Raw genomic sequence first — 15,109 nt, forward strand, 5'->3', positions numbered from 1 at the left:
TTCTTCGCGCAAGCGCTCATCAGCCGCCCTCCACCCGGACCTTCGTCCCCGACCCGGCGACGGTTTCGTAGACCAGCATGATCTGCTGCGCGACCACCGACCAGTCGTAGCGGCGCACCGCCTGCGTGGCGGCCGCGGCGTACCGGCGGCGGGTGGCGTCGTTCGACAGCATCTCGACCAGCGCCTCGCCGAGGGCCTCGGCGTCGTCGACCGGCACCAGCCGGCCGGCCGCACCCTGGTCGAGCACCCGCCGGAAGGCATCCAGGTCGCTCGCCACCACCGGGGTGCCCGCGGCCATGGCCTCGACCAGCACGATGCCGAAGCTCTCGCCGCCGGTGTTCGGGGCGCAGTAGACGTCGGCGCTACGCATGGCCGAGGCCTTCTCGGCGTCGTCGACCAGGCCGAGGAAGCGCAGATGCCCCGCGTGCTCGCCGACCGTCTCCTTGAGCGCCTCCTCGTCGCCGCGGCCGACGATCAGCACCTCGACGTCCGGGTAGGCCGCCACCAGTTTGGGCAGCGCGCCGACGAGCACCTGCATGCCCTTGCGCGGCTCGTCGAACCGCCCGAGAAACAGCACGGTGCGGCCGGGCCGCGGATAGCCGGGCAGCAGCGGCGCGTTGTCGAATGCCGACACGTCGACACCGTTGGGGATCTCGACGGCGTCCGAGCCCAGGGCCTCCATCTGCCAGCGCCGCGCCAGATCGGACACCGCGATGCGGCCCATGATCTTCTCGTTCCAGGGCCGCAGAATGCCCTGGAAGACGTTGAGCGTCAACGACTTCGTGGTGGACGTGTGGAACGTCGCGACGATCGGGCCGTTGGCCACCATCAGCGCCAGCAGCGACAGGCTCGGGGCGTTGGGCTCGTGTAGGTGCAGTACGTCGAAGTCACCCTCGACGATCCAGCGTTTGACCATCCGCCGGGTGGCGGGGCCGAAGCGCAGCCGCGCCACGGACCCGTTGTACGGGATGGGCACGGCGCGGCCCCCGGAGACGACGAAGTCGGGCAGGTCGGCGTGTGTCTCGGCCGACGACGGCGCCAGCACGCTGACCTCGTGGCCGTAGCCGCGCATCACCTCGGCCAGTTGCAGCACGTGTGCCTGAACGCCGCCCGGTACGTCGAACGAGTACGGGCACACCATGCCGATGCGCATCAGTCGTTCCCGGCCAACCGGGCCCGACGTTCCTCGGACAAGTCGGCCAGCCACTGCGGTTGCAGCATGTGCCAGTCGGTGGGATGCGCGGCAATGCCCGCCTCGAAGCGGGTGGCCAGGTCCTGAGTGATGACCGCGACGTCGCCGCTGGAGGTGTCGAGCGGCGCCGACACGTCGAACTGCCAGTCGTTGGGCTTGTTCCAGCAGTGCACGGTCAGCAGCGTCGCACCGGTGGTGACGGCCAGCTTGGCCGCACCGGCCGGCATGCGGGTCGGCTCGCCGAAGAGGTTGACCTGCACCCCATTTCGCGACAGGTCCCGATCCGCCATGAGGCAGACGATGCGGCCCTCCTGCAGGCGCTCGGTCAGGACGTCGAACGGCGGACGCACTCCCCCGGTCAGCGGCAGGATCTCGAAGCCCAGGGACTCGCGGTACTCGACGAACCGGTTGTACAGCGACTCGGGCTTGAGCCGCTCGGCGACCGTGGTGAACTTTCCGTACTGGTGCACCACCGAGACGCCGGCCATGTCCCAGTTGCCGCTGTGCGGCACCGCCAGGATGACGCCCTTACCGTTTTCGAGCCCACGTGCGATGTGCTCGGTCCCGACCAGGCAGTGCCGCAGCCTCTCACCGAGCGTGCGCTGGTTCATCGACGGCAGCCGGAAGGCCTCCCGCCAGTACCGGGCGTACGACGCCAGCGACGCGCGGATGACGCGGCCCGGCACCTTGGCCGGCCGGACACCCAGCACCCGGGCCAGGTTCTTGCGCAGCTGCTCGGGACCGCCGCCGCGCGCCGCGTACAGCGCACCCGCATCGAACATGTTGCGGGCGGCGAACTCCGGCATGGTCCGGATCAGTCCCCACCCCGCGGCATAGCCGAGGTCTTTGATCTGCTCGCCCATCGGGACGTCGAAGCCCCCGAAGGACGGAACACCGCCAGTGGGAACGCTCATTGCGGCTCCTTCGTGGGCGTGCTCGACGGCAACGGCGCATCGGCGCCCGGCGAGCGGCGCACCGCGGCGACACGCTGGCCCAGCGTGATGATGCTGGCCACGGCCAGCAGCCACATCGCTATGGGCAGCGCCAGCGGCAGCGGATGGATCGGCAGGTCCGAGAATCCGGCGCCCACCAGGACGATGATCAGCCGCTCCGGGCGTTCGATGAAGCCGCCGTCGGCGTTCAGTCCGCTGGCTTCGGCCCGGGCCTTGATGTACGAGATGACCTGCGAGGTGACCAGGCAGATCAGCGTGGCGACGGCCAGCGGCTTGTCGTGCATCTCGAACGCGATCCACCACAGCAGGCCGCAGAACACCGCGCCGTCACCGATGCGGTCGCAGGTCGCATCGAGCACCGCGCCGAGGCGCGTGCCGTAGCCGCGTTCGCGGGCCATGGCGCCGTCGAGCATGTCGGCCAGCACGAAGAACCAGACCACCAGGGCGCCGTACCAGAGGTGTCCCGTCGGGAACAGCGTCAGCGCACCGGCGACCGACGCGGTGGTACCGATGACAGTGACGCTGTCCGGCGTCAGCCCGATGCGCAATGCTCCCCGGGCCAGCGGGCGGCTCAACTTGGTGTACGCCGCGCGGGTCAGCAGGTAGAAGTCGCTCACGGGGCTGCTTTCCCGTCGCTGCGCTCGCCCAGGGGTGCGGCTTCCCGGTCTTGCGCCGCCCACTCGTCGGCCAGCAGCTTGCGGGTGTCGCGCAGCAGCTGCGGGATGACCTTGGTGCCGCCGATGACGGTGATGAAGTTGGCGTCGCCGCCCCAGCGTGGCACCACGTGCATGTGCAGGTGGTCGGCCAGCGAACCGCCGGCCGAGGTGCCCAGGTTCAGACCGACGTTGAAGGCATGCGGGTTCGAGATGGCCTTCATCACGCGAATTGCCTTCTGGGTGAACGCCATCAGCTCGCCGCTCTCGGCGTCGGTGAGATCCTCGAGTTCGGATACCTTGCGGTAGGGCACGACCATAAGGTGCCCCGGGTTGTACGGGTACAGGTTGAGCACTGCGTAGACCTGCTCGCCGCGCGCGACGATCAGGCCCTCCTCGTCGGACATCGTGGGAATGTCGATGAACGGCTGCTTCGAGCCCGCGGACGTGCCCTCGCCACCCTTCATCGGAGCGTCGACGATGTAGCTCATCCGGTGCGGCGTCCACAGCCGCTGCAGATAGTCGACGTCGCCCACGCCCCGGTCCACTATGGCGTCACCGACGCCGCGGTCCACGATGCCCCCATCCTCGGTCACGCCTGCGCGCCCCGCGCTTCGTTCACCAATTCTGCTGTCGGGAAAGCGTTTTCGCGGCGCGCGATCCAGCCCGCGATGAGGTCGACGGCCTCGGCCACGGGGACGCCGTTGACCTGGGTGCGGTCACCGAACCGGAAGGACACCGCACCTGCCTCTTTGTCCTTGTCCCCCGCCAGCAGCATGAACGGCACCTTCAGGTTGGTGTGGTTGACGATCTTCTTCGCCATCCGGTCGTCGCTGCCGTCGACCTCGACCCGAATCCCGCGCGACTTCAGTTGCGCCGCAACGTCGTACAGGTAGTCCAGGTGCGCGTCGGCGACCGGGATGCCGACGACCTGCACCGGGGCCAGCCAGGCCGGGAACGCGCCGGCGTAGTGCTCGGTGAGCACGCCGAAGAACCGTTCGATGGACCCGAACAGGGCGCGGTGGATCAGCACCGGGCGCTGCCGGCTGCCGTCGGCTGCGGTGTACTCCAGTTCGAACCGGTCAGGCATGTTGAAGTCCAGCTGGATGGTCGACATCTGCCAGCTGCGGCCCAGGGCGTCCTTGACCTGGACCGAGATCTTGGGTCCGTAGAACGCCGCGCCACCCGGGTCGGGCACCAGGTCCAGGCCGGAGGCCTCGGCGACCTCGCGCAGCGTCTCGGTGGCCTCTTCCCACAGTTCGTCGGAGCCGACGTACTTGTCCGGGTCCTTGGTGGACAGCTCCAGGTAGTAGTCGTCCAGGCCGTAGTCGCTCAGCAGGTCCAGCACGAACTGCAGCAGCGTGGTCAGCTCGTCGCGCATCTGCTCACGGGTGACGTAGATGTGCGCGTCGTCCTGCGTCATGCCGCGCACGCGGGTCAGGCCGTGGACGACGCCCGACTTCTCGTAGCGGTACACGCTGCCGAACTCGAAGAGCCGCAGCGGCAGCTCGCGGTACGACCGCCCCCGCGACCGGAAGATCAGGTGGTGCATGGGGCAGTTCATGGGCTTGAGGTAGTAGTTCTGCCCCGGCTTGCGCAGCGTGCCGTCTTCGTTGAACTCCGCGTCGATGTGCATCGGCGGGTACATGCCGTCGGCGTACCACTCCAGGTGTCCGGAGGTGATGTACAGCTGCTCTTTGGTGATGTGCGGGGTGTTGACGAACTCGTAGCCGGCTTCTTGGTGCTTGCGCCGCGAGTAGTCCTCCAGCTCACGGCGGACGATGCCGCCCTTCGGATGGAACACCGGCAGACCCGAGCCCAGCTCGTCGGGGAAGCTGAACAGGTCCAGCTCCACGCCCAGCTTGCGGTGGTCGCGGCGCAGCGCCTCCTCGATCAGTTCGAGGTGCTTGTCGAGGGCCTCCTGCGACTCCCAGGCGGTGCCGTAGACGCGCTGCAGGCTGGCGTTCTTCTGGTCGCCGCGCCAGTAGGCGGCGCTGCTGCGGGTGAGCTTGAACGCCGGGATGTGCTTGGTGGTCGGGATGTGCGGGCCCCGGCACAGGTCGCCCCAAACCCGTTCGCGGGTACGGGGATTGAGGTTGTCATAGGCCGTCAGCTCGTCGCCGCCGACCTCCATGATGTCGGCGTCACCGGACTTGTCGTCGACCAGTTCGAGCTTGTAGGGCTCCTTGGCCAGCTCTTCGCGGGCCTGCTCCTTGGACTCGTACACGCGACGGTCGAACAGCTGACCGTCCTTGATGATCTTCTGCATGCGCTTCTCGAGCTTGGCCAGATCGTCCGGCGTGAAGGGCTCGGCAACGTCGAAGTCGTAGTAGAAGCCGTCGGTGATCGGCGGGCCGATGCCGAGCTTGGCCTCTGGGAACAGGTCCTGCACGGCCTGGGCCAACACGTGGGCGCACGAGTGGCGGATGACGCTGCGCCCGTCCTCGGTGTTCGCGGCCACCGGGGTGATCTCGACGTCGACGTCCGGGGTCCAGGACAGGTCACGCAGGCGGCCGTCGGCGTCCCTGACCACGACGATGGCGTCCACCTCGCCACGCTGCGGCAGTCCGGCCTCGCGGACCGCGGCGCCTGCGGTAGTCCCGGCAGCGACCCGGATCGGGGCTGCTGGTGCGGGGCTGGCGACGGCGGTCATCGAGACACTCCTACTGGTTAGGTGACGGTCGCGACCATGCTATCGGCACCGGTCATCGCTTCGCGGCGCAGCGCCGCTCAAGGCTGACCCGGCTTGAGCTTGACGAAGAGGGCCTCGGCGTCGGCGAGCACCGTGTCACCGTCCAGCAGCGCACCGGTGATGAAGATCTTGCGGCCTTCGACGCGCTCCAGCGCAGCCGTGGCGTGCAGGTCCCGTTCAACGGGGACGATATGCCGGTAGTTGATGTGCAGGTAGGCGGTGCGCTGGAAGGGGCTGTCGGTGAGCCGGTAGGCGGCATGCCCCAGCACCGAATCGAACAGCAGCCCGATCGACCCGCCGTGCGCAGCGCCGTTGCGGCCCAGATGAAAGCGCCGGAACCGGACGGGACCGGCGATCCGGCCGTCATCTGTGACCTTGAGGTCCGACGGCACGTTCAGGACGTTGCCGCGGTTGGGTAGGTCGAGTCGGCGGCCCGACGGTGAGTGCCACTCGTCGGCGCGGTACGGCGCCAGCAGGGCGTTGGCCTGTTCGATGAGGTTCGCGGCCTGGGTGATGACGTCGTCGGGCGCGTCGGCACCGCGCGCGTGGTCGCCGACCGTGCGGACGGATTCGACGAACCTGCCGTAGTCCGGGCCGCCCTGGGTGGTGGGTTTGGGCGGGTTGAATCCCCCGCCGGCATGCATATCCACCTGTCTCTCTTATCACGGTGGCAAGGTGGCCCTATGCGACTGAGCGACCTGGCCGGGCTGGCATTCACCTACCCCGAGGTCGGGGCGACCGCCGGCGATCCGCCGGATGGCTACCACCAGGTGCACGCGGAGGCCCAGATCGGTTCGGGTCGAGCACGATTCGACGAGGCGGCCGCCGCGGTCCTGCGGTGGGGCATGCAACGCGGTGTCGGCATGCGGGTGGAGGCGACCACCGTGACCGCGGCGCCCGGCACGGACATGCTGGGTCACCTCGGACCCGTACAGGTCCCCTGCCGCGTGGTGTACGTCGTCGACGAACCCGACCGGCGCGGATTCGCCTACGGGACACTGCCCGGCCACCCGGAGTCCGGCGAGGAGCTGTTCTGCGTGCGCTACGACACCGCCACCGATGCCGTTTACGCCGAGGTCCGCGCGTTCTCCCGGCCGGCGCGCTGGTGGAGCCGGCTTGGTGCGCCGGTCGCCCGGGTAGCACAGCGCTTCATCGGTCAGCGCTATCTGCGCGCGGTGTAAGCGATCCGGCGGTCACCGCAACACTATTCAGTTGTCAAGGTGCACAACGCTTTATGTGTTATGCGGCGTGGTCGAGTCGCATGGTGCGGCGGTTGTAAGCCGGTACCGGGTTCCGCTGTGGGTTGACGGTGGCGGGTGGGATGAGCCAGGGGTGCCGGTCGAGGCCCATGACGACGTCCCAGCCGTCGTGGTGGACGTTGGCGTGACACGCCGGGCACAGCAGGCACCCGTTGCCCAGTGATGTCTCGCCGCCGTGGGTCCAGTGCACGATGTGATGGGCATGGGTGCGCCCCGGGGGTGCGCCGCATTTGATGCAGCACTGATCCCGCAGATACAGGGCTTTGCGCAGGTGCGGCGGGAACAGCCGCTTCTCCCGCCCCATGTCGAGGGGCACCTGCTCGTCGTCCACGACGACGGTCGTCACAGCCGTGTCGCAGGTCAGCCGTTCCAGGGTCATGGTGCTGATCGACCCCATGAACGCCAACGCCGCCAAATCCGGAACCTGTGCGGGCACCGTCACCAACAGCTGCGTCCGCGGCGCGGACGCGACATCCCCACCGCGGGCAGCGATGTCCAGCACCGCCTCCAACGCATCGGCCCGCCGCCGGCTGGCGGAGCGGGTGTCGGGGCTGCCGTCGGGTTCGGGCCGCGGCGCCGACAGCTCTTCCACTGCGGCGACCAGCTTGGCGCCGACTTCGGCATCCAGGTCCGCCCGCACCTGCAGCCGCCCGTCACTGGTTACCCGGTGCTCGAGGGTGTTGACCGACCAATCCTCCGCCGCCGGCAACCCACCCTCGGCCGCGGCGGCGCGGTTGCCCAACTTTCGGCCCCGGTCCGCGATCGCGGCCGGGGTGGCTCCGGAGAAGAACTGCCCCAACAAATCCGTCACCTGGCGGAATCGGGCCTCCTCATCCACCTCACCGGGGGATCGGGCTCGAATGTGGTTGACGCCTTTGACGATCGCATCGACATGCTCACCCGAGACCGCCCCATCGCACGCGTGCGCCACCAACGTCGGCAACAACGGCAACGCCCCACCGACCCGAACCAGCCGCTCCGCCACCGACGGTGCACACCCCAGCGACATCAACAGCTCCCGCAGCGTCCGCCCCTGGCCCGCGGCCACACCCAACCGGTCCAACACCCCGGCCAGCGTCGCCGCCAGATGATCGACCAATTTCCGCATCCTCAACAGACACCGCGCCACCTCCAGCGCGTCGTCCCCGGCCATCTCGTCGGGGACCACCACGTCACGAAGATGGTCGAGAAGGGGGTTGAGATCCGGTGCGATTCCCATGCCCAATTGTATCGAACAAATGTTCGAACAGCAAGGGTCAATTACGCCCGCGATGCCCGATTACCCGGCCGCACGCCAGCCCACTCGACTGTGATTCACCCGGCCACCACTGACCAGGTGTTGTAGCTTTCACACGAAACTGACACGCCAAGGGGTGCTGGGTGGAGCCGACACGATTCGGGCACTACGAGCTGCGCGAACTGATAGGCCGCGGCGGCATGGGCGAGGTCTACGTCGCATACGACACCAACACCCAGCGGACTGTGGCGCTCAAGGTGCTGCCGCCACACCTGGCCAAGGACCCGGTGTTCCAGGAACGGTTCAAGCGCGAGTCGCAGGCCGCGGCCGGCCTCAACGAGCCGCACGTCGTCCCCATTCACGGATTCGGCGAGATCGACCACCAGCTCTACCTCGACATGCGGCTCATCGAGGGCCGCACCCTCGCGGAAATCCTGGCCGACACCGAGCACCGTCCAAGCCCGGAATTCTCGGTCCGGGTCATCGAGCAGATCGCCGCAGCCCTGGACGCTGCACACGGCACCGGGTTGATCCACCGGGACATCAAGCCCTCCAACATCCTGGTGACCGACCACGACTTCGCCTATCTGATCGACTTCGGCCTGGCCCGGACCGCCGGCGAGCACGGATTGACCACGGCCGGAAGCACTCTCGGCACGCTGGCCTACATGGCGCCCGAGCGGTTCGAGGGCGGCCAGGCCGACCCCCGCTCGGACATCTACGCACTGGCCTGCGTGCTGTACGAATGTCTCACCGGCCGGCGGCCGTATCCGGCCGACAGTCTCGAGCACCAGATCGCCGGGCACGTCAGTGCTCCCGCGCCGAAGCCGTCCGACGTGGACCGGCGGCTCGCCGCATTCGACGACGTCATCGCCAAGGGCATGGCCAAGAAACCCGGCAAGCGCTATCAGCACGCAGGCGAACTCGCCGCCGACGCCCGCGCCGCACTGAGTGCCCAAGTCCGCGTCTCGGGCCGCACCGGCCCGCGGACGGGCTCGGGACGCCATGCAGTGCAGACCGCCGAACCGAAGCGCCGCACCCGGCGAATCGTGATCGCCGTCGGTGCGGTCATCGTGCTGGCCGCCGGCGCGGGAACGGCGTGGCTCTACTGGTCCCGGCAATACCAGGTGGGCCCGTCGGGTTCGGTGCCGTCGATCGCCGCCAAGCTGCCCGCCGACCTCAGGGATTCCGGCCGGCTGGTGGTGGGAGTCAACATCCCTTATGCGCCAAATGAATTCAAGGGCCCCGATGGGAAGTTCACCGGTTTCGACGTCGACCTGATGACGGCGGTGAGCCGGGTGCTCGGACTCGAGCCGGAGTTCCGGGAGATCGGAATCTCCAAGATCGTCGCCTCGGTGCACGACGGCATCATCTCGGTCGGGGCATCCTCGACCACCGACACCAAACAGCGGGAGAAGTCAGCCGACTTCGTGACGTACTTCAAGGCCGGCGTGCTCTGGGCGCGGCGGGCCGGATCGAGTGTGGATCCCAACGCGGCGTGCGGACTTCGAGTGGGCGTACACCTGGGCTCGGTCGAGGAAACAGACCACCTGCCGGCCCGCAGCGCGGCATGTGTGGCGGCCGGGGTGGCCCCCATCGAGATCGTCCCCATCGCCGGTCAGGACGGCGTCACCGCCGCCCTGCTCGCCGGCACCGTCGACGCCATGGCCGCCGACTCGCCCGTCACCGGCTACGCGATCAAACTCAGCGGCGGCAAGCTGGAAGCGGCCGGCGGAATCGTCGATGCGCAGCCCTACGGGTGGCCGGTGGCCAAGGGCTCGTCGCTCGCCGCCGCGTTGCAGGCGGCGCTCAAACATCTCATGGAGACCGGCGAATACCGGGAGATCGCCACCAAATGGGGTGTGGAGATGGGCGTCATCGACAAGCCGGTGATCAACGGTGCGCTGCGCTAGCGGCGTCACTTCGGACCGACATCGGCGCCCAGCCACTTGCGGCTGACGGCCGCATAGCTACCGTCGCTTTGAATGGTGCTGAGCCACTTGTTGATTCGCTGCTGCAGCTCCGCCGCACCCTTGGGCATCAGGTACGCCTTCTGCGCGACGGTGAACGGCTGATCGGTCGACACCGCGCACAATTGCGGATGTTGCGTGGCCTGCCAACGGATTTCACTGCCGTCGGTGATCATGACGTCGGCCTTGCCCTCGATGACCTGATCGAAAATGGTGTTGTTGTCCGGGTATTCGATGATGGTCGCGTGGTGCAGGTTCGCGCGATCGAATTGCTCGTTGGTGCCACCGGGATTGACGACCACTCGCACTCCCCCGCGGTCGATGTCGGTTAGAGACCGATATTTCGCGGCATCGGCACAACGCACGACCGCCGCCTTGCCGTCACGCAGATACGGGTCGGAGAACAGCGCCTTGGCAGCCCGGTCGGCGGTGACGGTGATGCCGCCGACGGCAAGTTCGCACTTCTGACCCAGGTCGGCCATGAGCGTCGGCCAGGTGGTCGGCACCAGGTGCACTTCCGCGCCGGATTCGCGGGCGAAATCCTGGACCAGATCGATGTCCATACCGCTCCACCGGCCGTCGGCGTCACGGTAGGTGAACGGGCGGTAGTCGCCGGTGCTGCACACCGTCAGCGCCTGTGGCGGGGATTTCGCAGGCGGCGAGCTGCACGCCGAAATAGCCACGACCAGCACCGACGCGGCGGAGAGCACTGTGCGCCTCATGCAGCCAGGCTCTCACGCGACCGCCAACTCGCCTACGCTGGCCGTATGCGTCGAGTCGCGGCACTGGTCCTGGCAGGTGCGCTCCTGAGCGCCTGCACGCAGACCGTGCCGGGGCAGCCCGGCGCGCCGGCCGAGCTCAAGTGGCAACGCCCTATCACCGATTCGGTGTCCAGCCTGGGCGGGACGCTCGGCACTGTCGGGGAAGCGATGACCGCGCACGACTTCGTCGCCATGTCCCGGGGATGCACGAAACTGCAAGGGACTCTGGACGATCTCGGCAAGAACCTGCCGACTCCCGATGCGGACGTCAACTCGTCGTTGCAGGACAGCATCGACAACTTCCGATCGTTCGCGCGCGTGTGCACGATGATGACGCCGGGCACCGCGGACGCATCGCTCGACCAGCTGAGCGGCTACCTGGACCGCGGCGACACCTCCATGCGAAAAGCCTTGCAGCAGATGGGCATCGAGCTGCCCTCCACCCGCTAGGCGGTCAGCCGGCCGGTTTCGATGCCACCAACCCCACCGCCGCCAGATGCCCGCGGTGCCGCGCATAAGACAGTCGCAACTGCCGCACGCGGCGGCGGGCTTCCCGGTGCCTCGCGAGCTTCACATCGAAACTGATTGCGCCCCAGACGCCTTCGTCGGCGATCTGGCGCCGCAGCGCCAGCGGTGCCGCCCGCGCGATCCGCACCCGCTCGACCGTCAGCCCCGCAGTCGTCAGCAGCTGCTCCCACTCGGCCACCGTCATGGGTCGGACCTTGGTCAGTGCGGCGCCGGCCAACTGCCCCGCGATATCGGCGGCCTCGGCCATGGTGTCGGGCGACATCGCCAGTTCGTGCACCGCGTAGCGGCCGCCCGGGCGCAGCAAGCGCACGGCCTCCGCGACGATCGCCTCCTTGACGTCCCTGTCATGCAGGGTGAGCAGAGACTCGTTGATCACCACATCCGCGCTGCCGCCGGGCAGGCCCGTATTCGCGGCATCCCCGACCCTCACATTGTCTTGCCCGGCCACCAGAGCGACCGTGTCGGCGGCATCACGGTCCAGTTCCACACCCAGGTACGAACGCGGGCCGCGGGCCAGAATCTCGGCCGCGGTCCGCCCCATTCCAGGGGCGAACTCGACGACGTCGGCATTGCTGACCGCCGCATCGGCCAGCAGCGCGCGCGTCAAATGCACGCCGCCGGGCCGCAGCACCCGTTTCCCTAGCCTGGCCAGCAGCCAATGCCCGGCCACCGTGTAGTCGCCCCGATCCGCCCTCGGCAGTGCCGGCGGGATCGGATGCGATGGGGCGTAATTGCCGTAATGCCAATGATTCATCGCTACTGCGATTCCCGCTCAGCCCGCGCGCAAACGTGCTGCGGCCGACGGCGTTCCACCGCAGGTCAACCCGTTGCCGCCCATAGTTCGCCAACTCCCAGTATGTTTGCCCTGTCGTTCGGTCCCACGTTGCGCCCGAAGGAGCCACATGACCATCGCGTCCCAGCGTCACCGCGTCGTCGTCATCGGATCGGGGTTCGGTGGCCTGCAGGCCGCCAAGGCCCTCAAACGCGCCGACGTGGACATCACCTTGATCTCACGCACGACGACCCACCTCTTCCAGCCGTTGCTGTACCAGGTCGCCACCGGCATCCTGTCCGAAGGCGAGATCGCCCCGACGACGCGGCTGGTCCTGCGCAAGCAGAAGAACGTCACGGTCCGGCTCGGCGAGGTCGAGGGCATCGACCTGCAGGCGCAGACCGTCACCTCCAAGCTCATGTCGCAGGTGACCGTGACGCCGTACGACAGCCTGATCGTCGCGGCGGGCGCGCAGCAGTCCTACTTCGGCAACGACCACTTCGCGACGTTCGCGCCGGGCATGAAGACCATCGACGACGCCCTCGAACTGCGCGGCCGCATCCTGGGCGCGTTCGAGGCCGCCGAGGTGGTCACCGACCCGGCAGAACGCGAACGGCGGCTGACGTTCGTCGTCGTCGGCGCCGGGCCAACCGGCGTCGAATTGGCCGGGCAGATCGCCGAGCTGGCCGAACGCACCCTGGCCGGAGCGTTCCGCAGCATCAAACCCGAGGACTGCCGCGTGATCCTGCTGGACGCCGCGCCCGCGGTGCTGCCCCCGATGGGTCCCAAGCTCGGCGCCAAGGCGCAGAAACGCCTGGAAAAGCTCGGCGTCGAGATCCAGCTCAACGCGATGGTCAGCGACGTCGACTACAAGGGCATCACCGTCAAGGACAAGGACGGCACCGAGCGCCGCATCGACTGCGCCTGCAAGGTGTGGTCGGCCGGCGTGCAGGCGAGCCCGCTGGGCAAGCTCATCGCCGAGCAGTCCGACGGCAGCCAGACCGACCGGGCCGGCCGCGTCCTGGTCGAACCCGACCTCACGGTCAAAGGGCACCCGAACGTGTTCGTCATCGGTGACCTGATGGCCGTCCCGGGGGTGCCGGGCATGGCCCAGGGCGCGATCCAGGGCGCCACCTACGCCGCCGACATCATCAAGCGGTCTCTGGCCGGCCAGGACGACCCAGCCAACCGCGAACCCTTCAAGTACTGGGACAAGGGCAGCATGGCGACGGTGTCACGGTTCGACGCCGTCGCGCAGGTACCGGTGCCGTTGACCAACAAGAAACTGGAATTCGCCGGGCCGCTCGCGTGGCTGTCGTGGCTGGTGCTGCACCTGGTCTATCTGGTCGGCTACAAGAACCGGGTGACGACGCTGTTCACCTGGTTCGTCACCTTCCTGGGCCGCGGGCGCGCGCAGATGGCGATCACCAGCCAGATGATCTACGCACGCACCTCGATGCAGCTGCTACAGAACCAGCTGAACGCGTTGGCCGCGGCCGACAAGGTCGAGAAGAACGAGTCCGCCTAACGCTTCTCGTCGGGGCTCCAGGTGCTCGGCAGCATCGGCGCCCGCGTCCCGTCGCCGGACACCGCCGTCAAACCCGCCGGCCTCGCGCCCGCGCTCGATACGGCTCCGGTGAACCCCATGGGGCCGGCGCCGCTGTCCGAAGCGCCGGATTCCCACTCCGGGGCGACGTCGAGGTCCATGTATTCGACAGCGTCACCTTCACGCTTGCGGCGACCCCGGCGCCGGCGCGCCTGCCGGGCCGCCGCCGCGGCAGCCGCGGCTTCTCGGGCAGGCGTCGACACCCGTGCCGACGCGGCCGCGTCGGCACGCGTCTGACGCTGAAGCCAGGCGCTCGCGCCGATGCCCGAACCGTCGCCGACGGCGTACGGGAACCCGGGGTCTGCGACGGGCGGTGGAGACGTGGGTGTCGGAGCGGGCGACGGGACCGTGCCGGTCGCTGCAGATGCAGCCGCACCTGCCGGCGCAGAAGCCGGGGCTGCCGCCGTCGACGCCGGGCTGGGCGCGGGGGCCGCTGCGGCAGCCGGGGTGGACGGTTCCTGCGCCGCGGGAAATGGCTCGGCGCCAACGGCTTCCGGGGACACCTGGATACCGGCCAGTCCCGCGAGCCCGGCCACCCAGCCGAGGTTGGCGATCGCCAGCCCCAACGCCGGCTGGATCAACGCCGGGGCGAACTGTCCGAGCACCGAAGCCAGCTGGGAGGCATGGAAAGTCACGTCCGCCAACACCATCGGCAGGTTGGTCAGCAGCGCGGCCGGATCGGTCAGCAGGTTGTTCCACAGCAGTCGGAGGTGCTCGCCCATCTCGGCGCCGACGTCGAACCACCACTCCAGATCGGTCGGATCCAGATCGCCGTGGCCGTGGCCGTGATCATGCCCGTGATCGTGGTCATGACCGTGGTCGTCGTGCGCCACGATCGAGGGCGCAGGTGTGGAGTGCGTCGCGGACGTCATCGCCACGTCGGACACGGCTTCGTATGTCGCCATCGCGGTGGCGGCCTGCACCCACATGCGGACGTAGTCGGCCTCGGTCACCGCGATCGGAATTGTGTTGATACCGAAGAAGTTTGTGGCCACCAACGCGGCCTGCGCGGCGTGGTTGGCAGCCAGCTCGGCGAGTGTCGGCATGATGGCGAGAGCGGCACTGTATGCCCCTGCGACAGCCTCATGCTGAGCCGCGCGGGCAGTGCTTTCCAGGCCGCTCTGGATCAACCACTCCAGATACGGAACGTGTGCGGCCGCGTACCTCTCGGCGGTCGGGCCCTGCCACGCTCCCAGGTGCGTTGCAGTCAGGACGGCGCGAAGCTCTTCGGCGACCGCCGTGTAGGTCGCGCCGAGCGACGACCATTGGGCGGCGGCCGCGAGCAGTGGCCCCGGGCCCGGGCCGCTGCTGAGCAATGCCGAATGCACCTCCGGCGGCGACGCCATCCACACCGGCATTGCCATCGCGCATCCCCTCGCCCCGTTAACGATAATGAAAACTATATTCATTAAGGTAGCAGGCGGGTGCCCCGGCCCGAGAAAATGCGTTGCCGATCGGGTGGTGGCTCTGGAAGATGCGACCTACC

General features: G+C 68.4%; 14 protein-coding genes. 4 read left to right on the forward strand and 10 right to left on the reverse strand.

From position 1 onward, the window contains the following. Positions 1–19 precede the first annotated feature (19 nt). The 6 genes from QRN63_RS25375 to QRN63_RS25400 all read right to left on the reverse strand — a co-directional run bounded on the left by QRN63_RS25375 (position 20) and on the right by QRN63_RS25400 (position 6,134). On the reverse strand, positions 20–1,153 hold the full coding sequence (locus tag QRN63_RS25375) for a glycosyltransferase family 4 protein (protein ID WP_285033681.1): 1,134 nt from the start codon (positions 1,151–1,153) through the stop codon (positions 20–22). Next, positions 1,153–2,106: a phosphatidylinositol mannoside acyltransferase gene (locus QRN63_RS25380; protein WP_267317170.1), complete on the reverse strand. Its 954-nt coding sequence runs from the start codon at positions 2,104–2,106 to the stop codon at positions 1,153–1,155. The genes QRN63_RS25375 and QRN63_RS25380 overlap by 1 nt, the downstream gene beginning before the upstream one ends. Beyond that, a complete protein-coding gene (gene pgsA, locus QRN63_RS25385) occupies positions 2,103–2,762 on the reverse strand; it encodes a phosphatidylinositol phosphate synthase (RefSeq protein ID WP_267317169.1) in 660 nt (219 codons plus the stop codon). The genes QRN63_RS25380 and pgsA overlap by 4 nt, the downstream gene beginning before the upstream one ends. After that, the gene (locus QRN63_RS25390; RefSeq protein ID WP_285033682.1) at positions 2,759–3,394 is read right to left on the reverse strand and encodes an ATP adenylyltransferase; all 636 of its coding nucleotides are present in this window, start codon (positions 3,392–3,394) and stop codon (positions 2,759–2,761) included. The genes pgsA and QRN63_RS25390 overlap by 4 nt, the downstream gene beginning before the upstream one ends. After that, positions 3,391–5,451 carry a threonine--tRNA ligase gene (thrS, locus tag QRN63_RS25395; RefSeq protein ID WP_285033683.1) on the reverse strand — a complete coding sequence of 687 codons (2,061 nt, stop codon included), beginning with the start codon at positions 5,449–5,451 and terminating at the stop codon, positions 3,391–3,393. The genes QRN63_RS25390 and thrS overlap by 4 nt, the downstream gene beginning before the upstream one ends. Positions 5,452–5,528: 77 nt before the next feature. Then, positions 5,529–6,134 carry a PaaI family thioesterase gene (locus tag QRN63_RS25400; protein ID WP_267317981.1) on the reverse strand — a complete coding sequence of 202 codons (606 nt, stop codon included), beginning with the start codon at positions 6,132–6,134 and terminating at the stop codon, positions 5,529–5,531. A 39-nt stretch (positions 6,135–6,173) separates the two neighbouring features. Here QRN63_RS25400 and QRN63_RS25405 point away from each other — a divergent pair, with 39 nt between their 5' ends. Beyond that, positions 6,174–6,671, forward strand: coding sequence for a DUF1990 domain-containing protein (locus QRN63_RS25405; RefSeq protein ID WP_267317166.1), 498 nt, complete (start codon positions 6,174–6,176; stop codon positions 6,669–6,671). 58 nt (positions 6,672–6,729) lie between these two features. Here the strand turns inward: QRN63_RS25405 and QRN63_RS25410 are convergent, their stop codons facing one another. Beyond that, entirely contained in the window at positions 6,730–7,968 is a 1,239-nt protein-coding gene (locus tag QRN63_RS25410; RefSeq protein WP_285033684.1) for an HNH endonuclease, read from the reverse strand. 161 nt (positions 7,969–8,129) lie between these two features. Here QRN63_RS25410 and stpK7 point away from each other — a divergent pair, with 161 nt between their 5' ends. Then, positions 8,130–9,899: a serine/threonine protein kinase StpK7 gene (stpK7, locus tag QRN63_RS25415; protein ID WP_285033685.1), complete on the forward strand. Its 1,770-nt coding sequence runs from the start codon at positions 8,130–8,132 to the stop codon at positions 9,897–9,899. Positions 9,900–9,904: 5 nt separating this feature from the next. On the opposite strand, the gene QRN63_RS25420 is transcribed toward stpK7, so the two are convergent. Further along, entirely contained in the window at positions 9,905–10,678 is a 774-nt protein-coding gene (locus tag QRN63_RS25420; protein ID WP_285033686.1) for a transporter substrate-binding domain-containing protein, read from the reverse strand. Between the two features lie 45 nt (positions 10,679–10,723). Here QRN63_RS25420 and QRN63_RS25425 point away from each other — a divergent pair, with 45 nt between their 5' ends. Further along, entirely contained in the window at positions 10,724–11,167 is a 444-nt protein-coding gene (locus tag QRN63_RS25425) for a hypothetical protein (protein WP_267317162.1), read from the forward strand. A 4-nt stretch (positions 11,168–11,171) separates the two neighbouring features. Here QRN63_RS25425 and QRN63_RS25430 read toward each other — a convergent pair whose 3' ends face one another. Continuing rightward, positions 11,172–11,999 carry a class I SAM-dependent methyltransferase gene (locus QRN63_RS25430; RefSeq protein WP_285033687.1) on the reverse strand — a complete coding sequence of 276 codons (828 nt, stop codon included), beginning with the start codon at positions 11,997–11,999 and terminating at the stop codon, positions 11,172–11,174. Between the two features lie 148 nt (positions 12,000–12,147). Between QRN63_RS25430 and QRN63_RS25435 the strand changes: the two genes are divergently transcribed. Then, the gene (locus tag QRN63_RS25435) at positions 12,148–13,545 is read left to right on the forward strand and encodes a type II NADH:quinone oxidoreductase NdhA (RefSeq protein ID WP_267317160.1); all 1,398 of its coding nucleotides are present in this window, start codon (positions 12,148–12,150) and stop codon (positions 13,543–13,545) included. On the opposite strand, the gene QRN63_RS25440 is transcribed toward QRN63_RS25435, so the two are convergent. Further along, complete coding sequence (locus QRN63_RS25440; protein WP_285033688.1) at positions 13,542–14,987, reverse strand: PPE family protein; 1,446 nt, start codon at positions 14,985–14,987, stop codon at positions 13,542–13,544. The two genes, QRN63_RS25435 and QRN63_RS25440, sit on opposite strands and share 4 nt — an antisense overlap. Positions 14,988–15,109 lie beyond the last annotated feature (122 nt).

It is taken from the genome of Mycolicibacterium sp. lyk4-40-TYG-92 (assembly GCF_030209435.1).
Classification (GTDB): domain Bacteria; phylum Actinomycetota; class Actinomycetes; order Mycobacteriales; family Mycobacteriaceae; genus Mycobacterium.